A 26,032-nucleotide genomic window follows, 5' to 3' on the forward strand; every position below is an offset into this window, starting at 1 on the left:
CTCAGGCGTCCTCGAACAGTGTTTCGACGGTGCGCAAGGCGCCGTCGAGTGCGGCGCCATCGGCGTCCTTCAGCGCCACCTTTACGAGCCGCTGTACCCATTCGGCGGCATCGGGCCGGCCCGCCAGGCGCTCGGACGCAAGCATGACCTTGTCGAACTTCGATTCGCCACGCAAATGCGTATCCGAATAGCCGCCGACGAGACGGCGAGCCTCGCACACGGCGGTCGCGAGCGCCGGATCGGTCCCGGCGAATTTCCGGACGCGCTGCACCCACTCCTCGAGATGGCGCATCTCGCGCGCGTGCCGCAGCGTGCGCCGGCGCAAGCGCCGCAGTCCGGCCACGCAGTACAGCAGCAGGAACGACGACGGCGCGGTCGTGCGGAGCTTGCGCCCACGATCGATCAGCCGGGCCAGCCGCGGGCTACGCTCGACTTTTTCACCGAGAATTGGCGGCAGGAGCCCTGCCATTTCCTCGATCCGCGGATGGAAGAACTCGGTGATCGCGAGAACCTGGTCATCACCGGCCCGCACCTCCCGGCGCACTCGGTCGAAGCGTCCCGCGCGCGTCTTGAGATCCGCCACACGAATTACATCGTCATAGGCCATCGCGACCGCAAGATATTTGGCAAAGGCATGCAGCAGGCCTGTCGCGTCCCGCGGCATCGCTTCCAGCCGGTCGAGATACTCGCTGCCATAGGCGATGTCCTGGAAATCGACGACGCGCTGTAAGCCGGCGGCGACGATCCCATGTAGTTCTTCGGGCATCGTCCGCCGCGCCCGCACGACCAGCGCGTCATAACCGGCGTGGCCGATTGGTTCGAGAAGCGGAAAGCGCTTGGCTAGCGGCGGCTTCGCCGCAGGCTTGATCTTTGGGTCCTGCTTGACCATGGCGCCGGCCCGCTCACGGCCGGCGGTGAAGGCGCGCAGGCTGGCATCGACACCGACCCCCGCGGCCCGGATCGTGGCTTCAAAATCCTCGGTGGCAAAGGGCAGAGCGCCGGAGCCCGCGAGCGCGCCGAACAGCACCGAGGAGACCACGCTGCCGGTGGCGTCGGCGATTTCAGCCATATCGAAGGCGATGAAGCGGTTGGCGGCGACATTCGCCGCCTCGTAAACCTGCGCCGCGTCTGCGGTGCCGTCGCCGGGCGCGGTCTTCTCGATCACGGCTAATGAGCGATGCGAAGAGCCGATCAACAGCGTGCGATCAGGCGAGACCAGCCCACGCAGGATGGCGCGGCCGGCCTCCATCAGTTCGGCGCCGATCACGATGTCGACGTTGCCCGGCGCGGGCATCAGCGACAGCACGGGGTGGCGGTCGGGCTTGCTCGTGTCGGGCGCGATCATCTCGATGTAGTAGATCGTGGCGCCGGTGCGCTGGGCGACGCCGGGCACCGAAGTCGATTGCGCGAACCAGCCGCGCCGCTCGGCCAGTGCCACGATCCAGTCCACCAGCACGCCGCCGCCCTGGCCGCCCATCGCTAGCACCGCGACGGTGATCGGGCGAGCCTGACTAAGCGCGATGGAGGAGGGCGCGACCGAGACGTTCATGCCGCCTCCTGCTCGAACGTGATGCGGCGTCCGGCGCGCCAGCGCTGCAAAGCGCCGATCATTCGTTGCCAGAGGCGGTCGAGCTGCGTTTCGAACGAGGTCGGATTGGAAACGATGTCGGCGCGATAGAACGAGGGACACAACACAGCCGCGTCCGCGACCTCGCCGCAATGGCCGCAGCCGACGCAACTATTGTCGACGGCGGCGACCGGATTGTCCTTGAGGGGATCGGTGGTCGGCTTCACCGACAGCGAGGGGCAGCCGGACAGGCGGATGCACGCGTGGTCGCCGGAACATACATCCTCATCGACGCCGAAGCGCTCGCGCACGATGCGCTCGCCGCGCTTGGCGGCGGCGGCCATTAGCGGTTTCACGCGCCGCTGCTTGTTCAGCATGCACTCCGACGACGCGACGATGATCTTTGGGCCCTTCTCCTCCGTCGTCAGCGCCTCGCGCAGCGTGTCGCGCATGCGTGTGACATCGTAGGTGCGGTCGATCTGGCGCACCCATTTGGCGCCGACGCCCTTCGCCGCCTCGACGATCGGGTGTTTGGTCGAACGGGAACGGTTGTCGGCGCGAGAGGAAGGGATGTCCTGGCCGCCCGTCGCGGCGGAATAGTAATTGTCGACAACGACGATCACGCCATCGTGCTGGTTGAAGACGGCGTTGCCGACGCCGCTGGTCAACCCGTTGTGCCAGAAGCCGCCGTCGCCCATCATCGAGATCGGTCGTTTGCCCGCAGGCACATTGAAGGCGGAGGCCGAGGCCGGGCCTAGCCCGTACCCCATCGTGGTGGCGCCGATATTGAAGGGCGGCAGGATCGAGAACAGGTGACAGCCGATATCGGCGGCGATGTGATGCGGTCCGAGTTCCTTCTCAACCAGTTTCATTGCGGAAAAAATCGGCCGCTCCGGACAGCCGGTGCAGAAGCCGGGCGGGCGCGGCGGCACCACGTCGGCGAGCACGCGGATTTTCTCGTCGACTTCGGCGCGGTCGATGTTCGGTGCGCGCGCGGCATCCGACAAGGCATCCGGCCGCCAGCGGCGGATGAAAGCGCCGATCGCTTCGCCCATGACTTGTGATGTATATTCGCCGGCCATCGGGAACAGGTCCTTGCCGTGCAGCTTGGCTGGAACGTCGGCGTTGCGCAGGATCTTGTGCAGCGCCTGCTCGATGAACTCGGGCTGTCCTTCCTCGACCATCAGCACCGCTTTCTTGCCGCGGCAGAAGTCAATCACCTCGCGGTCGACGATCGGGTAGGTCACGTTCATCACGTAGAGCGGCACGCGCGTCTCGCCCCAGATGTCGGCAAGCCCGGCCTCGCGCAGCGCGGTGATGACGCCGTTGTACATGCCGCCCTGCATGATGATGCCGATATCGTCGATGTCGCCGTCGAAGGTCTCGTTCATGCCGCGGGCGTGGATGAATTCAACCGCCGCGGGCCAGCGATGCTCGACCTTCTGCTTCTCGTGCAGGAACGAGGCCGGCGGCAACACGATACGGTTGGTGTCGCGCGACGGCTGATCCAGCGCGCGGGACAGCGGAAAGGTGGGGCGGACATTGTCGTGGGTAGCGAAGCGGCCATGCACATGGCAGGCGCGTATCCGCACCTCTAGCATGACAGGCGTATTCGACGCCTCGGACAGATCGAAGGAATCGTGCACGGCCTTGACGATCGACGCCACGTTGGGCCGCGGATCGACCAGCCAGAGCTGCGACTTCATCGCAAACGCATGCGAACGCTCCTGCATGATGGATGAGCCTTCGCCGTAATCCTCGCCGATGATGATCAGCGCGCCGCCGGTCACACCGCCCGAGGAGAGGTTGGCGAGCGCGTCGGACGCGACGTTGATGCCGACCGGCGCCTTGAAGGTGACCGCGCCACGCACCGGATACATCACGGAGGCAGCCAGCGTTGCCGCGGCGGTGGCCTCGCTGGCGCTGGATTCGAAATGCACACCGAGGTCGGAAAGAATGTCCTGTGCGTCCGACAGCACGTCCATCAGATGCGAGATCGGCGCGCCCTGGTAACCGGCGACATAGCTGACGCCGCATTCCAGCAACGCCTTGGTAATGGCGAGGATGCCTTCGCCGCGAAATTCCTGGCCGGCACCGAGCTTCAGGTCTTCCACCTCGCGCGCGAAAGAGCGTTCTGCCATGCTCGCCTCCTGAGGGCTCGCCCGGAACTCCGGATGACCGAATATAATTTTAGACATCAAACAAAAATGATGTCAATCGGACGCGCGAGTCCTAAGGCCGCAAAACGCTTCACGCGCATTTGAGCGCAGTTTCTAGCCTGTTTCGTAGGCTTCATGCACACGCGCCGGGCTTCCGATCGGCGGCCGGTTCGCTTGACAGGATATTTTAGCCATGAAACATTATTGAGGCGCACGTTGCACTTCGCGGACGCGCGCAAAACCGGCCTTTGCGGGAGACTGACATGACTCCGGTTTCGCCATTGCGCGGGCCGTCGCGCGAACACCTCGCGTGGCCGTTCTTCGATTCCCGCCACAGCGAATACGCCGCCGCGCTCGACGCATTTGCAGCCGACCTTGGCGATACGCACGGTCATGACGTCGACGAAACCTGCCGTTCGCTGGTGCGCCGGCTTGGCGCGGCCGGATTGCTGGAGGCATCGGTCGCGGACGATCGGTCCGATGCGGTGATCGACTCGCGGCTGATCTGTCTCGCCCGCGAAACGCTTGCCTGGCACAGCGGGCTCGCCGATTTCGCATTTGCGATGCAGGGGCTTGGAACCGGTGCGGTGGCGATTGCCGGGTCGCCCGAATTGCGCGCGCTGGTGCTGCCGAAGGCGCGGCGTGGCGAATGGATTGCCGCCTTTGCCTTGTCGGAGAAGGAGGCCGGTTCCGACGTCGCTGCCATGGGCTGCAGCGCCCGCCGCGAGGGCGACCACTACATCCTCGATGGCGAGAAGACCTGGATTTCCAACGGCGGCATTGCCGACGTCTATACGCTGTTTGCGCGAACCGGCGAGGCACCGGGCGCGCGGGGCATTTCGGCCTTCGTGGCGCTGCCGGACGATCCCGGGTTTTCGATTGCCGACCGTATCGATGTGATGGCGCCGCATCCGCTGGCGACGCTGCGTTTTGAGGGCTGCCGGATCCCGGCGGCGCGGCTGTTGGGTTCGCCGGGCGAAGGTTTCAAGATTGCGATGCGCACCCTCGATATCTTCCGCGCATCGGTTGCAGCCGCCGCGCTGGGTTTTGCCCGCCGCGCGCTCGACGAGGCAGTGGCGCACGCACTGTCACGGAGGATGTTCGGTGGCGTACTGGGCGACCAGCAATTGACCCAGGCAGCCCTCGGCGACATGGCCGCAGGCGTCGATGCCAGCGCGCTTCTCACCTACCGCGCGGCATGGCGGCGCGACGTGCAGAAAGCTTCCACGACCCGTGAAGCGGCAATGGCCAAAATGGTCGCGACCGAAACCGCGCAAGCGGTGATCGACCGCGCCGTACAGATGTTCGGCGGCCGCGGCGTGCGCTCGGGCGAAGTCGTTGAGCAGCTCTATCGCGAGATACGCGCGTTGCGCATCTATGAAGGCGCGACCGAAGTCCAGAAACTCATCATCGGACGTGATGTCCTGAAGGCGGTCTAGCCGAACGGCCGTCCAGTCGCGTCCTGCTACGGGAGTATGAAATGTTCGAGGTCTTGCAACCACCCGGTTGGGCCAAGCCGAGGGGGTACGCGAACGGCATCGCCGCGCGTGGCAGGATGATCTTCGTCGCCGGCCAGATCGGCTGGAACGAGCAATGCAAGTTCGAGTCCGATGATCTGGTGGATCAGATCGGCCAGAGCCTGAAGAACGTCGACGCGATCTTGCGCGCCGGCGGCGCGGTGCCCGGGCATGTAGTATCGATGACCTGGTTCCTGCTCGATCGCAAGGAATATTCGGCGCGGCTGAAGGAAATCGGCGTCGTCTATCGCGACGTCATGGGCCGGCACTTTCCGGCCATGACCGCGCTGCAGGTATCTGGGCTGGTCGAGGATCGTGCCAAGGTAGAAATCCAGGCGATTGCAATGACACCTGACTAGATGATTGACAACGCGACGCCGGAAGCGGCGCCAACTCACAGGAGGGCGACATGGCAACGAAAGCGCGTGAAAACCATCGGGAAGATGTGGCCGGGCGGGCCAATGTCGAAGACACCCCTGAATTGCTCGCCTATTATGACGAACTCGAACGCCTGGAGGCGGGTGCACTCTGGACGGTCGCGAACAAGATCGAGCCGTGGCAGCCCAAATCGTCTTCCGTCCCGGTGCTGTGGCGCTATGAGGACCTCCGCGCGCACGTGCTGCGTTCCGTTGAGTTGGTGTCACCCGAAAAGGCCGGGCGCCGCGTCATCTATCTGAACAATCCCGGACGCCGCGACCACGCCGCCGCGGTCGGCTGGCTCTATTCCGGCCTGCAGGTGATGCATCCGGGCGAGGTCGCATCCGCCCACGCCCATTCGGCCTCTGCGCTCCGCTTCATCATGGAAGGCGAGGGCGCCTATACGATCGTCGATGGTCACAAGATGACGCTCGGTGCCAACGACTTTGTGCTGACGCCGAACGGCACCTGGCACGAGCACGGCGTCTCCAGCGACGGCACGCCCTGCATCTGGCAGGACGGTCTCGACATTCCCCTCGTCAACACGCTCGAAGCCAACTTCTATGTGGTTCACCCCGACCTGCAGCAGAGCGTCGGTTATCCCGTCGACGACATGACGCATAGCTGGGGCAATCCAGGTCTGCGTCCGGCGGGCGCCGAATGGTCGAAGGGATATTCGCCGCTGTTGAAGTATGAGTGGGGTCCGACCTACGAGGCGCTGCAGCGTTACGCCAAGGCGACCGACGGCTCGCCCTATGACGGCGTTCTCATGAACTACGTCAATCCGGTGACCGGCGGTCCGGTGATGCAGACGATCGGCGCGTCGATGCAGATGCTGCGGCCGGGCGAGAGCACGCGCGCGCATCGTCACACCGGCAGCTTTATCTATCAGGTCGCCAAGGGGCGCGGTCATTCGATCATCGACGGCAAGCGCTTCGACTGGAAGGAGCGGGATATCTTCTGCGTTCCGTCCTGGGCCTGGCATGAACATGTCAACGCCTCCGCCAGCGAGGACGCCTGCCTCTTCACCTTCAACGACCTGCCTGTCATGCACGCGCTCGGGCTCTATCGCGAGGAAGCCTTCGGCGACAATGGCGGCCGCCAGCCGCTCGTATCCTAGAGCTTCGATTCTGATTAGAACCGAAGCTCTAGACTTTGTTTGACGCGTTTTCTTCACGCGAACCGGTATCCACTTCGCTTGAAAACGCTATAGGAGAGCATCGTGCGTCTTGTTACCTATCGCAGCACCGTTGAAGCTGCCGCCCGTCTCGGCGCGGTTGTCGGCGATCTCGTCGTGGACGTCGAGAAATTGGGCCAGCATACCGGGGTTTCCCTTCCCCCATCGATGCTCGACTTCATCGATCTCGGACCGCCCGCCTTGGCGGCGCTCAAGAAGGTACTGAACGAAGGCAAGGATAACTGGCCGGTCGGCGCTGCATTGCCGCTTGCAAACGTCCGGCTGCTGGCGCCGATACCGCGCCCTCGCAAGAACATTTTCGGCATCGGTCTCAATTACGTCGAGCACGTCGCGGAATCCTCGCGCGCCCTCGACACCGCAAAGGATTTGCCGAAGCAGCCCATCATCTTTTCGAAGCCGCCGACCAGCGTCATCGGACCGGACGAAGCCATTCATCACAACAAGGCGATCACGCAGCAACTCGACTGGGAAGTCGAGCTTGCCGTCGTGATGGGACGAACCGCGCGGCGCGTGTCCGAAGCCGAAGCGCTCGGCTTTGTGTTCGGCTACAGTGTAATGATCGACGTCAGCGCCCGCGACAACCGCCGTGCCGGCCAATGGATCTATTCCAAGGGGCAGGACACCTACGCGCCGTTCGGGCCGTGCATCGTCACGGCAGATGAAATCACCGACCCGCATGCGCTCGATCTCTGGCTGACGGTGAACGGCGTCGAGAAGCAGCGATCCAACACTCGCCACATGCTGTTCAAGGTACCGCTCCTGATCGCCGACATTTCGGCCGCGATGACGCTGGAGCCGGGAGATATCATCGCGACGGGCACGCCCGAGGGCGTCGGCGCCGGCCGCTCTCCGCAGGAATGGCTGTGGCCGGGCGATGTGGTGGAAGCCGAAGTAACGGGCATCGGCCGGTTGCGTCATCCGGTGGTGGCGATCTGAGAGGTCGGCATGATCTTCGACATGGAGACGCTGGAAGCGCAAAACCGCTACAAGATATTGACGGCAACGGTGACGCCGCGGCCGATCGCCTGGATCACCACGCTCTCGGCGAGCGGCGTGATCAATGCCGCGCCGTTCAGCTTCTTCAACGTGATGGGTCATGAGCCGCCGACCGTCGCGATCGGACTTCTGGCGGGTTCGCAGCGATTCAAGGACACGGCGGCGAATATCCTCGATACCGGGGAATTCGTCGTCAATCTCGTCGCCGAGCGCAACGCCGAGGCCATGAACATCACGTGTATCGACGCACCGCCCGAGATCGATGAATTGGCGCTGGCTGGACTGACACCGGCTGCCTCGCAGGCAGTGCGCCCGCCGCGTATCGCGGAATCGCCGGTGTCATTCGAGTGCCGGGTACTCACGTCGCTGGTGACAGGACCGCGACAAACGGCCGTGATCGGTCGTATCGCTCGCGCCCATATCGATGACGCGGTGATCCTGGACAGGGAGCGCTGCCACATCGATACGCAGGCGCTGCGGCTGATCGCCCGCATGCACGGCAGCGGCTGGTATGCGCGCTCCACCGACTTGTTCCAGATCGATCGGCCAACCTGGGTGGCGTGGCAGGAAAAGAACGTCAAGGCGGAGCCTGCGTGACAGGATTGCGCGATACGCGTGGCGACGAAGCGGAGGATACTTTTGAAGATCGCAGTGTTGGGTGGAGGAAACGGTTCGTTCGCGGCCGCCGGCGACCTCGCGTTGGCCGGTCACGAAATCCGGCTGTGGCGGCGAAATCGCGGAGATGTCGACGCACACCGTGCGCAGGGCGGCACGATCACGGTCATCGATCGATCGGGCCGCCGCGAGGCCAGGCTGGCTGTGATTACGTCTTCGATCGCGGAAGCGATCGACGCTGCCGATCTCATCCTTTGTCCGGCACCGGCTTTTGCGCAAGGCGCGATCGCCGAATTGGCCGCGCCGCATTTGCGCGACGGCCAGGTCGTGTTCCTGCCGCCCGGCACATTTGGCTCCTACATCTTCGCCCGTGCCGCCCGCGACGCAGGCAACCGCGCGGAGATTGCAACGGCGGAGACCGGGACCTTGCCGTGGCTGGCGCGCAAGCAGGGCCCTTATGCGGTCCGCATCTCGGGCAGGGGCGCTCGATTGCCAACCGGTGTGTTTCCGCAGCACCTTGCCCCGCACGCGCTTGATGTGATCGAGCGCGCGTTTCCGGATGCCATCGAGCCGTGCGGCGATGCGCTCTCGGCGGCGCTGATGAATGCCGGTCCGATCATTCATCCGCCGCTGATCACCATGAACGCCGGTCCGATCGAACATTTCGATAAGTGGGATATTCACAAGGAAGGAACGCAGCCGGCCATACGCCGCGTCACGGACGCGCTCGATGCCGAGCGCATCGCCATTCGCGAGGCGCTTGGTTATGGAAAGCCGCATTTTCCCCTGGCCGATCACTATTCGCGGGATGGTGAGCCCTGGATGTATGCGCGCGACGCGCACGAGCAACTCACGGATTCCGGCGATTGGTCCGAACGCCTCATTCTTGTCGAGCACCGCTACATGCTGGAGGATCTGCGTCTCGGCCTGTCGTTCCTCGCATCGGTCGCTGGTCTTGCAGGCGTGCACACACCGCTAGTCAAGGCGTTCCTCGCAATCGGCGCGGCCATCACCGGCGAGGATTTCGCGGTGACGGGCCGGAGCTTGTCCTCGCTCGGCCTCGGCGATCTCGACCGGGCTGCGTTGCAAAATCTTCTGGCCGAGGGCTTCCGATGAAACCGGCGATCGGATGCCTCGGCGCTGGACGAATGGGCCGCGGCATTGCCGTCGTGTTCGCTTTCGCCGGTCATCAGGTTGTCGTCATCGATTTCAAGGAACGGGAGGCGTCGGCCTTCGAGGCGTTGGCGGCCGAAGCTAAAGTGGAAATTCGCTCAACGCTCGAGATCCTCTCGCGCATCGGTCTCCTCCCGCCGGAACTTGTGCCCACAATTGCCGAGCGGATCACGGTCGCGTCCCGGGACGAGGCGGCTATGGCGTTGCCGCGCTGCGATGTCGTCTTCGAGGGAATGCCGGAGATCCTTAGCCTGAAGCAGGCGGCGCTGGCTGAGGCCTCGCGGCTGGCGGGCGAGCGCCCGGTCATCGCCTCGACCACCTCGACGATCCTGGTCGACGACCTCGCCGGATCGATCGAACATCCCGGCCGCTTCCTCAATGCGCACTGGCTCAATCCCGCCTACCTCGTGCCGCTGATCGAATTGTCTCCCGGACGGCTCACCGCGCCGGAGACGACAGCGCGGATGAAAGCGCTGCTCGAAGGCATCGGCAAGGTGCCGGTGGTCTGCGCGGCACGTCCGGGCTTCATTGTTCCGCGAATCCAGGCGCTGGCCATGAACGAGGCCGCCCGGATGGTGGAGGAGGGTGTCGCCTCCGCGGAAGATATCGACAAGGCCGTGATCTATGGCTTCGGATTCCGCTTCGCGGTGCTCGGCCTGCTCGAGTTCATCGATTGGGGCGGCGGCGACATTCTGCATCATGCCAGCCGCTATCTGGTCGAGGCGCTCGGCGACAGCCGCTATGCGGCACCGGCGATTATCGAGACCAATATGCGCGAGGGACGCATCGGCATGAAGACCGGACAGGGATTCATGAACTACGAAGGCGTCGACCAGGCTGCCTATCGCGAGCAACGCCTCGCCGCTTTTGCCTCGGCGCTGCGGGCGATGGGCCTTGCGCGCGGACCCGTCGCGTAACGCGCGCGCTGTCCTAGCTAGCTAGATCTAGTGTTCGGATGATGCGAGGCCCCATTCCTACTTTGCATGGGGTTGTTTTCGCAATTTTTGGTCCCGCTCTTAGTTGCTCTAATGCCCGCCGAGATAGGCCGCGATCAGCTTCGGGTCATGAATCAGAGTATCCGCGGGCCCGGATTGGATGATCTCGCCGGTTTCCAGCACATAGCCGTAATCTGCGGTCTCAAGCGCTGCGCGGGCGTTCTGCTCGACGAGCAGGATCGACACGCCGAGGCTCCGCAGCGAGGCGATGGTGCGGAAGATCTCCCGGACGATGAGCGGCGCAAGGCCCAGGCTGGGTTCGTCGAGTACCAGGAGCTTCGGCTTCGCCATCAGCGCACGGCCCAGCGCCAGCATTTGCCGCTCGCCGCCCGACAGCGTGCCGGCGGCTTGCCTGCTGCGCTCCTTCAGCCGCGGAAAGCGGTCGAACACATCGTCGAGGCTTTTGCGCGTCGTCGAGCGATCGCGCAGGCTGTAGGTGCCGAGCAACAGATTGTCGGCGACCGACAGATCGGCGAATAGCTCGCGTTTCTCGGGTACGAGGCAGAGACCACGTTCGACACGTCCTTCGACATCGATCCGCGCAAGATCGTTGCCTTGAAAGGTCATTCGTCCGGTGGACTTCAGCAGACCGATGGCGGCCATCAGCAGCGTGGTCTTGCCGGCGCCGTTCGGTCCGATCACGGTCACGATCTGCCCTTGCTCAACGGAAAGCGAGACGTTCCGCACGGCCTCCACCTTGCCGTAGGCGACCGACACATTCTCGATCGAGAACATCTGCGTCACGCGACACCTCCAAGATAGGCTTCCTGGACGCGGGCGTCGTTGCGTATTGCCGCCGGTTCGCCTTCGCAGAGTTTTGAGCCGAAATCGAGCACGACGATGCGGTCGACCAGCGACATCACGAACTCCATGTCGTGCTCGACGAGGAGGATCGTCAGATGGTCGGCGCGAAGCGACCGCAGCAGTTCGGCCAGTTTTAGCTTTTTCCTGGCGGCGCAGACCGGCCGCCGGCTCGTCGAGAACGAGTAGTGTCGGGTCGGCTGCGAGCGCGCGGGCGATCTCGAGCACGCGCTGATTGCCGAGCGGCAAGTTGCCGGCGAGTTCGAACGGCTTGTCGCCGAGCCCGACGCGTTCGAGCTGCTGCAACGCCTCGTAGCGTGCGCTGGCCTCTTCCGCCTGATTCAGGCGGAGCGCGCCGGCGAGCAGGCCGGTCCTGGTGCGCGAATAGGTGCCGAGCAGCACGTTGTCGAGCAGCGTCATGCGCGGGCGCAGCTTGACGTGCTGGAAGGTGCGGGAGATGCCGGAGCGAGCGATGTGGAATTGCTGATCGTGGGTGATGGAGTGTCCCGCGAAAGCGATCTCGCCGCTGTTCGCGCGCAGCGCCCCCGTGAGCAGGTTGAACATCGTGGTCTTGCCGGCGCCATTCGGCCCGATCAGCCCGAGGATCTCGCCGGACCTTACTTCGAAGCTGACATTGTTGACGGCGACGAGGCCGCCAAACCGCCGCTGCGCGCCGCTCACTTTAAGAAGAAGCGTGCCGGGCGCCGGCTGCTCGCGGCGCGGCAGCGGGCTAGCCGGTTGCGGACGGGACAGCTTCACGTCGGGCAGAAAGCCCGCGAGAAACGGAACGATGCCTTGCCGGGCCCGCTGCAGGAACAGGATAAAGAGCGCGGAGAACGCCACGATCTCGAGCTGGCCGGAGGCGCCCTTCGCAATCAGCGGCAGGTAATCCTGCACGGTGTTCTTCAGCAGCGTGACGATCGCAGCACCAACCACGCCGCCCAAAATGCTGCCGGCGCCGCCGACCATCGCCATCATCAGATATTCGATGCCCATACCGGCCTCGAACGGGCCTGGGCTGACGAAACGGCCGAGATGGGCATAAAGCCAGCCCGACAGCGCGCCGAGGAATGCGGCGATCACAAACGTCACCAGTTTGATCTGGAAGGCGCTGATGCCGAGGCTTTCGACCAATGTATTGCCGCCGCGCAGCGCGCGCATCGCGCGGCCGATGCGGGAGTCGAGAAGGTTGTAGCAGAGGAGGAGGACTGCGACGACGATCGCCCAGATCAAGAAATAGATCTGCCGACTCTCCACCAGTGCGAACGGGCCAATCGAGATCGGTGGAATGCCCGAGATGCCATTATGTTGGCCGAGCCCCTGGATGTTGCCGAACAAGAACGCGATCGCCAGTCCCCACGCGACCGTGCTCAGCGACAGGAAGTGGCCGCCCAGGCGCAGCGTCACGAAGCCCAGGATTGCCGCGATGCTGCAGGTCAGAATGACGGCCAGCACCAGTCCGAGCCAGGGCGAATAGCCGTTCAGCGCTGTGACCCACGCTGTTGCATAAGCGGCGACGCCGACGAAAGCGGCCTGGCCGAACGAGACGATGCCGCCGACGCCGGTCAATAGCGCCAAGCCGATGGCCGCAAGCGAATAGATGCCGATATAGTTCAGCAAGGTGATGCTGAACGGATTGAGCACAAAGGGCGCAGCCACGAGGCAGGCGATCGCCGCGGCAATGATGAGACGGATCTGCTGCGGCGTCATTCCTCGACTTCCTCTTCGGAATGTTGCGAGGCGAGCGAGCGCCAGAGCAGCACGGGAATCAGTAGCGAGAAGACGATGACATCCTTCAGGGTGCTGCTCTGGAACGAGGCGAAGCTTTCGAGAAGGCCGACGCCGAACGCGCCGAGCGCAGCCCCCGGATAGCTCGTCATGCCGCCCACGATAGCGCCGACAAAGGCCTTCAGGCCGAGCAGGAATCCGGAGTCATAGAAGATCGTGTTGACCGGCGCGATCAGAATGCCGGAGACGCCAGCCATCAGTGATCCCAGCAGATAGGCGATCGTCCCGGCACGCGCGGGTCTAATGCCCATCAGCCGGGCGCCGGTCCGGTTCAGGGCGGTCGCGCGCAGCGCTTTGCCGATCAGCGTGAAGTCGAAGAACAGAAACAGCAGGCCGCTGAACACCAGCGCAGCGGCCAGGATCAGCACCGTCTGTCCGGAGACGTGCACCCCGGCGATCTCCATTGCCATCGATGTCAGCGGCTCGGTTCTGACGCCTTCGGGGCCGAAGAACAGCAAACCAAGTCCGACCAGCGCGAAGTGGAGCGCGACCGAGACGGTCAGCAAGAGGAGAACAGAGGCATCCGCGATTGGGCGAAATACGATCCGGTCCAAGAGCGGCGAGATCGGCATGATCAAGAGCAGCGCCAGCACGATCCGGACCGGCATCGGCGGAGCAAAGCGCATCGTCAGCCAGACGGTCCCAACGACGATCAGAGGCAACACGAGATAGAAGAGGACGGCCTTCGGCACCGCGCGAAGCTCGCCGGCGCGCGCCAGTGAGACGACTTCCATCGCGCAGGCCATGCACGCCAACACGACAACCAATCCGACTGTTCCGGGAAGCTGCTTGGCATCCAATGCGGCCAGCGTCAGCGCCGTGAAGGCTGCGATGTCGCCGAACGGAATGAAGATCACCCGCGTCACGGTGAAGATCAGCACGGTTCCGATCGCCACCAGGGCGTAGACCGCCCCGGTGGCTATTCCGTCGATCGCAAGGATCGCTGCGATGTCTGCCGTCATGCCCTCAATCGTCCTTCCGTGTCACGCGTCGGCATCGCTCAGGGCTGGTAGGTCCAGGCGCCGTTGACTAGGCGAACGATCACCAGCGCGCGCTCGTCCACGCCGTGATAGGCACCGGGCTTGAAGTTGTAGACCGCGTGCACGCCCGAGAGCTCCTTGGTGTTGAGGATCTCGTCGCGCAGGGCCTTGCGGAATTCGATGGTGCCGGGCTTTGCGGTTTTCAGCGCGCGCGCCGCGGCTGACGTGAAGATCATCCAGCCGTCGAAGGAATAGGCCGAGAAGCCGTCCGTGCTCGGGAGATTGTTGGCCTTCTGGTAGGCAGCGCGGAATTCGAGCGCGAGCTTCTTGGCGAAATGGCTGTCCGGAAGCTGCTCGGCCACGATGACTGGACCGGCCGAGACCTGAATGCCTTCCGCGGCCTTGCCGCCGACGCGCACGAAATCGGGATTGACGAGCGCGACCGTGCCGTAGGTCTTGCCTTTGAAGCCACGTTCCCCGAGCGCGAGCAGCGGCAGCGCGCCCTGCGTGCCCGATCCGCCGATCAGCACGGCATCCGGACGCACGGCAAGAACTTTAAGGATCTGGCCGGTGACCGACGTATCGACGCGCGCATAGCGCTCGTTGGTCAGCACCTTGATGCCGTCCTCGGTTTCCACCGCCTTGGCGCCGTTGTAGACGAGATCGCCCCAGGCATCGGAAAAGCCGATATAGCCGATGTTCTTCATCGCGTCGCGCTTCATGCGATCGGCGACGACCTTGACCAGCAGCGAAGCGGGTTGCGGAACGGAAATACCCCATTGGTCCGCCGGATTCGGTTGTCCTATCACCGGAGAGACGGCGATCATCGGCACCTTCAGTTCGGTCGCAACTGCCATCATGGCGATGGTCGATGGAGCGGTTGCGGTGCCGATCAGGAGGTCGACCTTCTCTTCCTCGATCAGCTTGCGCGCGTTGCGGGTTGCGGCGGAGGGATCGGAGCCGTCGTCGAGCTGGATCAGCCTGATCTTCTCGCCGTTGACCTCGTTTTTGTATTCCATAGCAGCCTGGATGCCGCGCCCATATGGGATGCCGATCGAGGAGCCGGGCCCGCTGAGCGACGTCACGAAGCCGATCGTGATGTCGGCCTGTGCGGTCGATGCCGCAACGAGGCCGCCGATGAGGGCAGTCAAACTCAACATCTTGCGCATTGCATTCCCCTTGGTTGAAAACAGCCGCGACCTGAGCGAGATGTCAGCATGGATCGGGTCGGACCAGCACGATCGATGCCGTGATTGTCGCCGAAACCCGGCGCGGGTCCGTTCCCCGCCTCCGGATGGGAGTTATGAAATGAGCGTCAGCAAAGTCGGTTCAATCTCGAGCGCCGCTTCGTCACGACGCGTCTTGGCCGCATCCATGTCGCTATGGCCGGAACCGGGTTTCCCATTCTTCTGCTGCATCAGACGCCGCGCTCGTGGGACGAATACCGTGATGTGCTGCCGCTGCTCGGCCGCGATTTCCGCGCCATCGCAATGGATACGCTCGGCTTCGGAGATTCCGATCGGCCTGCCGCTGGTCCTTCGATTGAACTGTGGGCCGAAGGGGCGTTCGCGCTGCTCGATGCGCTGGAAGAGCCGCGGGCCGCGATCGTCGGTCATCACACGGGCGCGGTGATCGCGGTCGAAATGGCCGCCTCGGCGCCTGCGCGGGTGAGCGCACTGGTGCTCTCGGCCTGTCCCTTCGTCGATGCAGCGCGCCGGGCCAGGCATGACGGCATGCGTGTGATCGACGAGGTCGAGGCGCGTACCGACGGCTCCCATCTCACCGAGCTCTGGGCGCGCCGGCAGCCGTTCTATCCCGCCGATGATGTCGATTTGCTGCACCGCTTTATGGTCGATGCGTTGCGGGCTGACGAGATGGCGGCGGAAGGCCATCGGGTGGTGAATCGCTATCGGATGGAGGATCGTCTGGGAAGCATCCAGTGTCCCACGCTGGTCATTGCTCCGACAGCCGATCCGCACGTTCATCCCGTGGCTCCAAGAATTGCCGGAGCTATCGAGGGTAGTATCTTGCGCGAGCTCTCAGGAGGCATGGTGCCGCTTCCCGATCAGATGCCGGAGGCCTTCGCTAGCTTGGTCCGCGATTTCGTCGCCGCCGAGGTGGCCAAGGGCGGGAACGGTACCTGAAGCGCCGAGTCCAACCGCGGCGGATGCGAACCCATCTGCAACACCTGCTGTTCCGAGGTCGATAATCTCAGCCACGATTGATGACCTTTATCAACGCAACGACCAATGCGACGCATGCCCGCACAGGCGTGGATGCCCGTCAATTGTTTAAAGCCTAAAGTATTTATCGGCCGAACGTCAATACGCCAGCGTCGTGCCTTTGCGGAAAGTTTGCGGCGGCGCGTGCAAGCGCGAAAGCTGAATTAGCTTATGCAAAAGCGTGAGGCGCTCTCTGCCTTTCCTTTCGGCAACTCGATCTCGTCGCGCGCAGATATCGTCGGAAAGCCGTTCAATTGACGCGAAAATTATTTTGTGGTTGAAATATTTCAGTCGATGGAGAATGGCGCGACGCTATCGCGTGCCTTCACATCGATGGCTTGTGCATATCGTCAGTCTTCTCAGACTGCGTCGTTTGAGGATCGATCGGTATGCGTCGCCTGTGAACGGGATATCCGCTGTGCGCATCTTCTGGCAGAGCTTCGTCGACCAGGCTACGAGCGCGCCCTACATGGCGCAGCTTGCGGCCTATCTGAACGAGATCGCGGCGCCCGGCACCAGCGTCCACGTCGAGGGCATCACGCCCGCTGACCGCGACTTCGGCCGCCTCAGCGAATTCCGTTGCGCGATCCAGGCGGTCGACAACGGACTCGCAGCGCAGGAAAACGGCTTCGACGCCTACGTCATGGGCCACTTCCAGGATCCGGGATTGTACGAACTGCGTTCGGCGCTGACGATCCCGGTGGTCGGCGCCGGCGAAGCCACGCTGCTCGCGGCCTCGCAGCTTGGCCGTCGGCTCGGCCTTGTCACGCTCGATGCCGCCTTCGAGGTCTGGCATTATGAGCAGACCGATCGTTACGGGCTTTCCGGCCGCGTGGTGCATGTTACCGGCATGGGCTGTCGTCCGGAAGATTTCAGCGCCGCGTTTGCGGGCGATGCGGCGGCGAAGGCACGTATGCTGAGCGACTTCGCAGCCTGCGCGCAGCCGCTGGTCGATCGCGGCGCCGACGTCGTCATTCCGGCCGGCGTGCTGCCCGGTCTCCTGATTGCGAGCGAGCGTGGCTTCAAGATCGGCTATGCGCCCGTGGTGAACTGCGCAGCGGTCGCGCTGAAGAGCGCCGAGATGTGGGTGCAGTTGCAGCGTCTCAACGGCACCGAGCCGAGCCGCGGGCCGAGTTTTACGCTGGCCAATGATCGTGCGCGCCGGGATTTCCGCGCCACCGTGGCGCGCACGCCCGACAAACCGAACAGCGCTTGAGGACAAGACATGCTGCAGCCCGACAAGATCTTGTATGAAACCGAGGTGACGGCGACCGGCGGGCGCGACGGCAAGGCGGCGAGCGACGACGTCAAATTGACCGTACTCTGAACGGCTCACAGGAATCCGGCGGTCCGATGCAGAGCTCCATCCGAACACCTTACGATCGGGTCGTGATGGCAGTTCCGGTGACGATCCCGTACGTGCGCTACTCGATCGAGAGCGCGCAATGGTGGATCGGCCGCGCGCTGAAGGCGTTGGTCGATGGCGCCGGAATCACGCCGCGCGACATCGACGGCTTCTGTGTTTCGAGTTTCACGGCGGGGCTCGACAGCGGGATCGGTCTCACCCAGCATTTCGGCCTCTGCGTGCGATGGATCGACACCATTCCGCTGGGCGGTGCGAGCGCAATTGCCGCGCTGCGCCGCGCGGCGCGAGCGGTGCAGGCGGGCGACGCGCGCATCGTGGCCTGCGTGGCTGGAGATACCAATCACGTCGATTCCTTCCGCTACACGCTCGAAAACTTCTCGCGCTTCAACCAGGATGCCGTCTATCCCTATGGCGCCGGCGGTGCCAATGCGAGTTTTGCATTGATCGCGCGCAACTACATGCGAACGTTCGGCGCCCGGCGCGAGGATTTTGGCAAGATCGCCGTCGCTCAGCGCAGCAATGCGCTTCGCTATCCCAACGCGCTGATGAAAGCGCCGCTGACTATCGAGCAATACATGTCGGCGCGACCGATCGCCGATCCGATCCATCTGTTCGATTGCGTGATGCCGTGCGCCGGCGCGGAGGCGTTTCTCGTGATGAGCGAGGATGTCGCCGCGTCCCTGAACCTGTCCGCCGCCAAAATTCTCGCCACGATCGAGCGCCACAATGCGTTCGGCGATGATCCCGTTCAGGTACGGGGCGGATGGGCGATGGACGTCGATGAGCTCTACGCGATGGCGGGCGTCAAGCCTGATGATCTCGATTTCGTCGAGACCTACGACGATTATCCTGTGATCTCGATGATGCAGTTCGAGGACCTCGGCTTCTGCCGGAAGGGGGAGGGACCGGACTTCGTTCGGCAGCACGATCTCACGATCGACGGCAGCTTCCCGCACAACACCTCCGGCGGTCAGCTCTCGGTCGGGCAGGCCGGCGCGGGCGGCGCCTATCTCGGCGTGGTCGAGGCGCTGCGTCAGGTTCTCGGGCAGGCCGGTCCGACGCAGGTTAGGGATGCACGCGTCGGGTTGGCTTCGGGTTTTGGAATGATCAACTATGATCGCGGCCTCGCTTCGGGCGCGGCGATCCTCGCGGGACCAGGCGCATGATCGAACCGATCGCAAAGCCGCGCCGGAAGAACCCTTTGCAGCGGACGCGGCTGCCGACGTCGCCAGCGCCCGCACGAAGCCGCGCCTCGCACGGGTTCACGCGGGCCGCCGCCGAGGGCCGCTTCATGCTGCAACGCTGCGGCGCCTGCGGAACGTTCTGTTATCCGGCGCGCGATGCATGCCCTGCATGCCTTTCCGCCGATCTCGCCTTCACGGACGCGCCGCGGCGAGGAACGCTTTTGTCCGAAACGACGCTGCATGTCCCGGCGGACGTGCACTTCCGCGAGCGCGCGCCATGGCGCATCGGCCTGGTTACGATGGAGTGCGGGCCAACCCTCGTGACGCACCTGCACGCGGATTGCGAAGAGGGCGGGCCGGTCGTGATGTCGTTCCAACTGGACAAGAGCGGGCAGGCCGTGGCTTTCGCGCACCCCGAACGTGAGACCCCCAACATGACGGACGACAGGCAGTGGCGTGAGATGACCGCCGATCCAAAGTTTCGGCGCGTTCTGGTAACCAATGGGCGCAGCATCGTCGGTCAGGAAGCGGTGGCTGCGCTGAAGACAGCCGGCGCGTCGATCGTGTTCGTCGGCGTCGCCGAGCCGTGGAAGCCGTTCCACGGCGAGGAGGCGTTGCGCGCCATGGAGGGTGTCGAGATCGTGCCGCTCGATATCGGCGACGAGAAGTCGGCCGCAGATCTGGCGGCCGATATCGGCGGCAAGGTCGATATTCTCGTCAACACCACCGAGCATGTCCGCGCAGGCGGGCTGCTCGATCGTCAAGGCACCAGCGTCGTGCGCGACGAGATCGACCAGAGCTATCTCGGCTTCGTGCATCTGGCGCAGGCGTTCGGACCGGCGATGCGGATGCGCGGCTCGGATGGCGTCAACAGCGCTGCCGCCTGGGTCAATATCCTGTCGGTCTATGCGCTGGCGAACTGGCCGGTGTTTGGCGCCTATTCGGCATCGCAGGCCGCCTGTCTGTCGCTGTCGCACTGCCTGCGGGCGGAGCTTCGGCCCGGCGGCGTCAAGGTGGTGAACGTGTTCACGGGTCCGCTCGATATCGAGTGGTTCCAGACGGTGCCGCCGCCGAAGGTGGCGCCACGCGCGGTGGCGAGTGCGATCGTGTCAGCGCTCAAGCGCGGGCTTGAAGATGTGTTCGTGGGCGATGTCGCCGAAGATATTCGCCAGCGCCTGGCCGCCAACCCCAAGGCGGTCGAGCGTGAGCTAGGGGCGTAGGCAGGCTTGTTGAGAACGGGAGAAGCGCAATGGATAGCAACAGTCTCATGCAATTTGCCGGCGCGGTTGCATCCGGCGCGGTGCGTGTCGTCGATCTGACGTTTACGCTCAGCCCGGACTTTCCCGTCATCGTGCTGCCGCCGGAATTTGGTCAGGCCGCGCCGGTCCGCATCCAGCAGATTTCGCGCTACGACGCGAATGGTCCTGCCTGGTACTGGAACAATCTCAGCTTCGGCGAGCACACCGGCACGCATTTCGATGCGCCGATTCACTGGTTCACCGGCAAGGACCTGCCGAACAACGCAGTCGACACGCTGCCGGTGCGCGACATGATAGCGCCGGCCTGCGTGATCGATTGCTCGGCGCAGGCCGCAAAGGATGCGGATTTCCTGTTGACGATACCGGTCGTGGAGGCCTGGGAAAAAATCCACGGGCGGATTCCGGAACGGCATTGGGTGCTGCTGCGCACCGACTGGTCGAAGAAAGGTTGGCGCGACTACGCCAATCTGAAGGACGACGGCGCCCACACGCCCGGACCGAACGCCGCCGTGATGCGCTGGCTCGTCGAGGAACGCGGCGTCATCGGCTTTGGCACCGAGACGATCGGCACCGATGCCGGCCAGGCCGGGCATCTCGATCCTCCCTATCCGGCGCATCATTTCCTTCACGGCGGCGGACGTTACGGCCTGCAGTGCCTGTGCAATCTCGATCAGCTTCCGCCGACCGGCGCGGTGATCGTGGCTGCCCCGCTCAAGATCCAGAATGGCTCCGGCAGTCCGTTGCGCGTGCTGGCGTTGGTACCTGGGCAGGGCTGAACCCTTTCGTCGACATCGAGTGACATCATGAACAAGAAAAAGACTTTGTTGATCGGCGCTGCGCTCTTGCTCGCCGCCGTGGCGCCGGCGCATGCCGAAATCCTCGTCGGTTTTGTTACCGGCCTGAGCGGACCGGTGTCCTCGATCGGCGTGCCGAACGCGAAGGGATTGGCCGCGGGCCAGGCCTATGTCGGCGAGATCGATGGTGAAAAAGTTCGCGTCATCCAGCTCGATGACGGCTCGGATCCGGCCGCGTCGACGCGCAACGCGCGTAAGCTGGTCGAGCAGGAAAAGGTTGATTTCCTGATCGGCACGTCAGGCGCGCCGCAGACGCTGGCGATGGCCACGGCAGCGATCGAGATGAAGGTGCCGATGGTAGCGGTCTCGCCGATCGCGCCGGTGCCGGCCGGAGAGGGCGGGCCGTGGGTGGTGCAAACCCCGCAGCCGACGCCGCTGCTCGTCCAGGGCATCGTCGATCACATGAAGAGCCGCAACGTGAGAAGCGTGGCCTTCATCGGCTTCTCCGACGCCTTTGGCGACCTGATGTATAATTCGCTGCTGCAAAGCGCCGAGAAGGCCGACATCAAGGTGATCGCCAACGAACGTTATGCGCGCTCCGACAACTCGGTCACTGCGCAGGTGCTGCGTGCAGTTTCCTTGCGGCCCGACGCGATCATGCTGGGCGGCACTGGAACGCCCGGCGCGCTGCCCGTGATCGCGCTATCCGAGCGGGGTTACAAGGGGCCGCTCTACGGCAATCACGGCATGATCAGCGCGGATTTTCTGCGGCTTGCCGGCAAATCGGCCGAGGGCATCATCTGCCCGACCGGGCCGGTGACGGCGGGCGAACAGCTTCCCGAGAGCAATCCTATCCGCAAGGTCGCGCTCGCATTCCGCGCGGCCTATGAGAAAGCCAATGGCGAGGCGCCGGCCGATGCTTTTTCGCCCTATGCCTTCGATGGCTGGCTGGTGTTCATGGATGCCGCCAAACGTGCCAAGGCGACCGGCGCGACGCCCGGAACGCCGGCGTTCCGTAACGCGTTACGCGAAGCCCTGTTCGCGACCAAGGATGTCGTCGGTGCGCACGGCATCTACACCTATACGCCGGCCGACCGCCACGGCGTCGATAGCCGCGCGCGGATACTGGTCCAGATCGAAAACGGGAAATACAAGCTGCTGCCGTAATTGCCGGATCGGCTGCCCGCGGCTCAGGCGTGCCGCAGCTTCGCCTTCAGCCCGCGCATGTCGATCGCGCGATTGGCGCTGACGGCGGCAGCCGCCAACGTCTTGATCTCGCCTCGGGCGAGCTTGCGCGTTGACGACAGCGGCAACTCGTCGAGGATGGCGACGTAGCCGGGCACCTTGTGATAGGCGAGGCGCTCGGCGCAGGTTTCGACGATCGAAGCCGCCAGCGCGGGAGCATCATCAACCTCCACATTCGGCACAATGAAAGCAAAGACCTCTTCGCCGCGGATATCGTCGGGAACGGGCGTCACCGCGCAGCCGCCGATGCGCGTGTCCATGTAAAGCGCGCTTTCGACTTCGAGCACGCCGATGTTCTCGCCGCTGCGCCGCACGATGGTCTTCTTGCGATCGAAGAAATACAGAAGCCCGTCCTCGTCGGCGAAAACTAGATCGCCCGTGTGGAACCAGCCGTCCTGCCACGCCGCTTCGGTGGCTTCCTCGTCTTTCAGGTATCCGCTGAAGAAGCCAGACCGGGCATTGTCGCCCTTTGCGCGGACCAGCAGTTCGCCGGGCTTTCCAGGCGCGACATCGGAACCTTGATCATCAACGAGGCGATACGCCATATTTGATGATGGCCGGCCGACGCAGCGCGCTGCAAACCCCGCGGGCTCACGGGCGGTGGTCGTCGCCGCCGCGCCCCCGGTCTCGGTCATGGCCCAGGCCTCGACTATCGGGATGCGGTAGCGCTCCTCGAAGGTGGCGCGGTGGCGGACATCGACGCCGGGCGCGAAGGCGAAGCGCACGCGATGCTGCCGTTCCACTTCAGTTACAGGCAGTTGCAGCAGAATGGCCGGGATGACGCCGAGACAATGCACGACAGTGGCGCCGCTATCGGCCACGCATTGCCACCAGCGATTGGCGTGGAAGCGGTCGAGCGGCACCACGGCACCGCCGAGCACCATCATGCCGACCGCGCTGCAGCCGAGCGCGTTCATGTGAAACATCGGCAACGGCGTCAGGTTGATCTCGCGGTCTGGCTGTAGCTCTGCCACGCCGCCTTGCGCGAGGTACCAGTCGGCGACCTGCAAAAAATAGCGGTTCGAGAGCATACAGCCCTTTGGCTTGCCGGTGCTGCCTGAGGTGAACAGCAGCGCGCATTCATCATTGAACTCGGGGGTTTGGGCGCTGACGTTCGTCTGGCACGGTGGAATGCGGCTATCGGTATCGATCAGGCGGGCGCGGCCGAGCGCCGCATCTTTCGTCACATGGACGCGATCGAGCGTCGCCACGAGCAGGTCGGCCTCCGACAGCTCAAGCTGGAAGGACAGTTCATCGGAGCGGACGTCGGGGTTGATCGGAACGATCGAAACCCCGAGCGCATTGAGCGCGAGCCAATGCAGGAAGAAGACCGGGCGATTGTCGAGCAGCAAGGCGACCCGCGCACCGCGTCCGTAGCCGGCGGTCGCGTATTCGGCACGCAGACGCTCGACCTCGGTCCTAAAGGCGCCGTATTCGATCTTGAAACCTTCCGGTGCGTAGGGCAGTTGCGCACTTGCAGGCGCCAGCAGGAATGGTGCGTCCGGCCGCCTTGCAGCCGTGGCGGCGAAAGCATCGGATGGCGATCGATACGGAATGTTGAGACTCATTGTGGGCGTCGCTCCCATTCATTTCCTGCCGCCGGACGCAGGTAGCCGGAGTCCGCACGCAGCACTTGCTGCAGGGGTTCTCGTCGAATACTTTAAGCCTAAACTATATTGCTGGCCAATAGCGATCTATCGCAGACCTGCCCGGCGAAGCTTGGAAGTGGCCTTGAAGCTTGAAAGTGGCCTTGGAAGTTGGCCTTGGAGGTGCGTATGCAGGCAGGTGATGGTGGCGCGGCCGGGCAGCGGCGGGGTGGGTCGATCTGGCCGCAGGCGGCTGAGCGTTTTCCGCCGGCGGATCGAATTCTCTCGACCATTTTGACACGGCAAGCCGCGCGGTACCGTGACCGCGCGCTGTTCGTCTTTGGCGAAACGCGATGGAGCTACGCCGAGACGGTTTCGATCGCCGCCGCATCGGCCGCCCGCCTGATGCAGGCCGGAATTCGCGCCGGCGACCGCGTGGCTCTGATGTGCTCGAACCGGCCGGAATTCCTGGAAATCCATCTCGGCTGCGCCTGGATGGGCGCCGTCACGGTGCCGATCAACACCGCACTGCGCGGTATCCAGCTCAGCCACATCCTGCGCAACTGCACGCCGAAGCTGCTGGTGATCGAGTCGTGCTTCATGCCCGCCATCGACACGCTGGAAAGCGAAGTCGCGCCGCCGGATACTGTCTGGACAATCGACGAAGGTGTCGCGTCTCAACTCGCGTCGGGATCGATCTCGCCGCTGCCGACGCTCGGCGACGGAACGCCGCCCGCGCCGGTGCAGCCGGGCGACACGGTCGCGATCCTCTATACCTCGGGCACCACAGGTCCTTCCAAGGGCGTTTGCTGCCCGCAGGCGCAGATGTTCTGGTGGGGCGTCTATTCGGCGCGGGCGCTCGACATTCGCGAAGGCGACATCCTGTTCACGACGCTGCCGCTGTTCCACACCAACGCGCTGAACGCGTTCTATCAGGCGCTCCTCAACGGCTGCACCTACGTGCTCGAGCCGAAATTCTCCGCCTCCGGTTTCTGGGCCGCGGCGCGCCGACATCAGGCAACGGTCGGTTATCTCCTCGGTGCGATGGCCGTGATGTTGCTGGCACAGCCCCCGGCAGCGAACGACACTGCGCATTTCATGCGTGTAGCGCTTGGTGGCGGCGTGCCCGGCCAGTTTCACGGTCCGTTTCTCGAGCGTTTCGGTGTGCCGCTGCTCGACGGTTACGGTTCGACTGAGACGAATTTCGTGTTCGCGGGTACGATCCCGTCCGATCGCCCCGGCACCATGGGCTATCTCGTCGAAGGCGTGGAGGCTTGTATCGTCAACTCTGAGGACGGACCCCTGCCTGACGGCGAAGCCGGCGAGCTGTTGTTACGCGCGCGCGAGCCGCTCGTGTTTGCAACGGGATATTTCGCAATGCCGGACAAGACGGCCGAAGCTTGGCGGAATCAGTGGTTTCGCACCGGCGATCGTGTCGTGCGCGATGCGGACGGCCACTATCGCTTCGTCGACCGCATGAAAGAGTCGATCCGCCGACGCGGCGAGAATGTTTCGTCCTGGGAGGTGGAGCAGGTGTTGCTGATGCATCCGGCGATCGCTGCCTGCGCGATCTATCCGCTGCCGTCCGAACTCGGCGAGGACGAGATTGCGGCGGCCGTCCAGTTCGAACCCGGCCAGGCGCTTGATCCAGTCGAGATCATCAGCCATTGCGAGGGCAAGCTGGCCTATTTCGCGATTCCGCGTTTTGTCCGCATCGTCACCGAGATGCCGTTGACCGAGAACGGCAAGATACGCAAGGTCGCGCTGCGGGAGGCCGGGAAGACTCGGACACCTGGGACCGCGATGCCGCGGGATACAAACTGCGTCGTTAAGGTCGGGAGCGGGCTTGGTCCGTCGCTTGCTTCACGGCGTTCTTCAGATCGGTTGTCCCCAAGGAGTCCCCCAATGCGCGTATTGGCTTGCTCGATTCTGACGATCGGAGCGATCTTGGCGTCCGCGCCGGCATGCGCCCAGACCTATGATCCAAACTACCCGGTTTGCCTGCAAACCTACGCCATCGGCGGCGGCCATATCGACTGCAGCTTTGCTTCGCTGGGGCAGTGCGCCGCGTCCGCTTCGGGTCGCGCGGCCCAATGTTTGAACAATCCGTACTTTGCGCAAGGCGTCAGGAAACCGCCCCGGCAGCGCGGCGTTTACTGAAGGTGGCATC

The 26,032-nt window shown here is 64.1% G+C and carries 20 protein-coding genes and 1 pseudogene; 14 read left to right on the forward strand and 7 right to left on the reverse strand.

Features of this window, described 5'->3' with window-relative positions; genetic code table 11:
* Nucleotide 1: 1 nt before the first annotated feature.
* Together ACFXS9_RS39285 and ACFXS9_RS39290 are read right to left on the reverse strand one after the other, a co-directional pair.
* Entirely contained in the window at nucleotides 2-1,549 is a 1,548-nt protein-coding gene (locus tag ACFXS9_RS39285) for an indolepyruvate oxidoreductase subunit beta family protein (RefSeq protein WP_392698692.1), read from the reverse strand.
* On the reverse strand, nucleotides 1,546-3,708 hold the full coding sequence (locus tag ACFXS9_RS39290; protein ID WP_392698693.1) for a thiamine pyrophosphate-dependent enzyme: 2,163 nt from the start codon (nucleotides 3,706-3,708) through the stop codon (nucleotides 1,546-1,548). The genes ACFXS9_RS39285 and ACFXS9_RS39290 overlap by 4 nt, the downstream gene beginning before the upstream one ends.
* A gap of 281 nt (nucleotides 3,709-3,989) precedes the next feature.
* On the opposite strand from ACFXS9_RS39290, the gene ACFXS9_RS39295 reads away from it, so the two are divergent.
* From ACFXS9_RS39295 to ACFXS9_RS39325, 7 genes are all read left to right on the forward strand, one after another.
* A complete protein-coding gene (locus ACFXS9_RS39295; protein WP_392698695.1) occupies nucleotides 3,990-5,165 on the forward strand; it encodes an acyl-CoA dehydrogenase family protein in 1,176 nt (391 codons plus the stop codon).
* A gap of 41 nt (nucleotides 5,166-5,206) precedes the next feature.
* Nucleotides 5,207-5,602: a RidA family protein gene (locus ACFXS9_RS39300; RefSeq protein ID WP_392698696.1), complete on the forward strand. Its 396-nt coding sequence runs from the start codon at nucleotides 5,207-5,209 to the stop codon at nucleotides 5,600-5,602.
* A 50-nt stretch (nucleotides 5,603-5,652) separates the two neighbouring features.
* The gene (locus ACFXS9_RS39305; protein WP_392698697.1) at nucleotides 5,653-6,780 is read left to right on the forward strand and encodes a cupin domain-containing protein; all 1,128 of its coding nucleotides are present in this window, start codon (nucleotides 5,653-5,655) and stop codon (nucleotides 6,778-6,780) included.
* 102 nt (nucleotides 6,781-6,882) lie between these two features.
* Nucleotides 6,883-7,794, forward strand: a complete 912-nt coding sequence (locus ACFXS9_RS39310; protein ID WP_392698699.1) for a fumarylacetoacetate hydrolase family protein — start codon at nucleotides 6,883-6,885, stop codon at nucleotides 7,792-7,794.
* A 9-nt stretch (nucleotides 7,795-7,803) separates the two neighbouring features.
* Nucleotides 7,804-8,451 carry a flavin reductase family protein gene (locus tag ACFXS9_RS39315; RefSeq protein ID WP_392698701.1) on the forward strand — a complete coding sequence of 216 codons (648 nt, stop codon included), beginning with the start codon at nucleotides 7,804-7,806 and terminating at the stop codon, nucleotides 8,449-8,451.
* Nucleotides 8,452-8,493: 42 nt separating this feature from the next.
* Nucleotides 8,494-9,585 carry an NAD/NADP octopine/nopaline dehydrogenase family protein gene (locus tag ACFXS9_RS39320; RefSeq protein WP_392698703.1) on the forward strand — a complete coding sequence of 364 codons (1,092 nt, stop codon included), beginning with the start codon at nucleotides 8,494-8,496 and terminating at the stop codon, nucleotides 9,583-9,585.
* The gene (locus ACFXS9_RS39325; protein ID WP_392698704.1) at nucleotides 9,582-10,559 is read left to right on the forward strand and encodes a 3-hydroxybutyryl-CoA dehydrogenase; all 978 of its coding nucleotides are present in this window, start codon (nucleotides 9,582-9,584) and stop codon (nucleotides 10,557-10,559) included. The genes ACFXS9_RS39320 and ACFXS9_RS39325 overlap by 4 nt, the downstream gene beginning before the upstream one ends.
* A gap of 108 nt (nucleotides 10,560-10,667) precedes the next feature.
* Here ACFXS9_RS39325 and ACFXS9_RS39330 read toward each other — a convergent pair whose 3' ends face one another.
* The 4 genes and pseudogenes from ACFXS9_RS39330 to ACFXS9_RS39345 all read right to left on the reverse strand — a co-directional run bounded on the left by ACFXS9_RS39330 (nucleotide 10,668) and on the right by ACFXS9_RS39345 (nucleotide 15,375).
* Nucleotides 10,668-11,372 carry an ABC transporter ATP-binding protein gene (locus tag ACFXS9_RS39330; RefSeq protein WP_392700253.1) on the reverse strand — a complete coding sequence of 235 codons (705 nt, stop codon included), beginning with the start codon at nucleotides 11,370-11,372 and terminating at the stop codon, nucleotides 10,668-10,670.
* A 5-nt stretch (nucleotides 11,373-11,377) separates the two neighbouring features.
* Nucleotides 11,378-13,148 (reverse strand): annotated as a pseudogene (locus ACFXS9_RS39335) (ATP-binding cassette domain-containing protein).
* A complete protein-coding gene (locus ACFXS9_RS39340; protein ID WP_392698706.1) occupies nucleotides 13,145-14,188 on the reverse strand; it encodes a branched-chain amino acid ABC transporter permease in 1,044 nt (347 codons plus the stop codon). Before ACFXS9_RS39340 ends, ACFXS9_RS39335 begins: the two are co-directional and overlap by 4 nt.
* A 38-nt stretch (nucleotides 14,189-14,226) precedes the next feature.
* Entirely contained in the window at nucleotides 14,227-15,375 is a 1,149-nt protein-coding gene (locus ACFXS9_RS39345) for an ABC transporter substrate-binding protein (protein ID WP_392698708.1), read from the reverse strand.
* A gap of 213 nt (nucleotides 15,376-15,588) precedes the next feature.
* On the opposite strand from ACFXS9_RS39345, the gene ACFXS9_RS39350 reads away from it, so the two are divergent.
* The 6 genes from ACFXS9_RS39350 (at nucleotide 15,589) to ACFXS9_RS39375 (ending at nucleotide 22,198) form a co-directional block, all read left to right on the forward strand.
* Nucleotides 15,589-16,350, forward strand: a complete 762-nt coding sequence (locus tag ACFXS9_RS39350; RefSeq protein WP_392698709.1) for an alpha/beta fold hydrolase — start codon at nucleotides 15,589-15,591, stop codon at nucleotides 16,348-16,350.
* 496 nt (nucleotides 16,351-16,846) lie between these two features.
* Nucleotides 16,847-17,644, forward strand: coding sequence for an aspartate/glutamate racemase family protein (locus ACFXS9_RS39355; RefSeq protein WP_392698711.1), 798 nt, complete (start codon nucleotides 16,847-16,849; stop codon nucleotides 17,642-17,644).
* Nucleotides 17,645-17,781: 137 nt separating this feature from the next.
* Nucleotides 17,782-18,960: a thiolase family protein gene (locus ACFXS9_RS39360; RefSeq protein WP_392698712.1), complete on the forward strand. Its 1,179-nt coding sequence runs from the start codon at nucleotides 17,782-17,784 to the stop codon at nucleotides 18,958-18,960.
* On the forward strand, nucleotides 18,957-20,198 hold the full coding sequence (locus ACFXS9_RS39365; RefSeq protein WP_392698714.1) for an SDR family NAD(P)-dependent oxidoreductase: 1,242 nt from the start codon (nucleotides 18,957-18,959) through the stop codon (nucleotides 20,196-20,198). The genes ACFXS9_RS39360 and ACFXS9_RS39365 overlap by 4 nt, the downstream gene beginning before the upstream one ends.
* Nucleotides 20,199-20,227: 29 nt before the next feature.
* The gene (locus tag ACFXS9_RS39370; protein WP_392698716.1) at nucleotides 20,228-21,013 is read left to right on the forward strand and encodes a cyclase family protein; all 786 of its coding nucleotides are present in this window, start codon (nucleotides 20,228-20,230) and stop codon (nucleotides 21,011-21,013) included.
* 27 nt (nucleotides 21,014-21,040) lie between these two features.
* The gene (locus ACFXS9_RS39375; RefSeq protein ID WP_392698718.1) at nucleotides 21,041-22,198 is read left to right on the forward strand and encodes an ABC transporter substrate-binding protein; all 1,158 of its coding nucleotides are present in this window, start codon (nucleotides 21,041-21,043) and stop codon (nucleotides 22,196-22,198) included.
* A gap of 23 nt (nucleotides 22,199-22,221) precedes the next feature.
* On the opposite strand, the gene ACFXS9_RS39380 is transcribed toward ACFXS9_RS39375, so the two are convergent.
* Nucleotides 22,222-23,844, reverse strand: coding sequence for an AMP-binding protein (locus ACFXS9_RS39380; RefSeq protein ID WP_392698720.1), 1,623 nt, complete (start codon nucleotides 23,842-23,844; stop codon nucleotides 22,222-22,224).
* 207 nt (nucleotides 23,845-24,051) lie between these two features.
* Here ACFXS9_RS39380 and ACFXS9_RS39385 point away from each other — a divergent pair, with 207 nt between their 5' ends.
* The gene (locus ACFXS9_RS39385; protein ID WP_392698722.1) at nucleotides 24,052-26,022 is read left to right on the forward strand and encodes an ATP-dependent acyl-CoA ligase; all 1,971 of its coding nucleotides are present in this window, start codon (nucleotides 24,052-24,054) and stop codon (nucleotides 26,020-26,022) included.
* The last annotated feature ends 10 nt before the right edge of the window (nucleotides 26,023-26,032 follow it).

Source organism: Bradyrhizobium sp. RDI18, from assembly GCF_043203335.1.
Classification (GTDB): Bacteria; Pseudomonadota; Alphaproteobacteria; order Rhizobiales; family Xanthobacteraceae; genus Bradyrhizobium; species Bradyrhizobium retamae.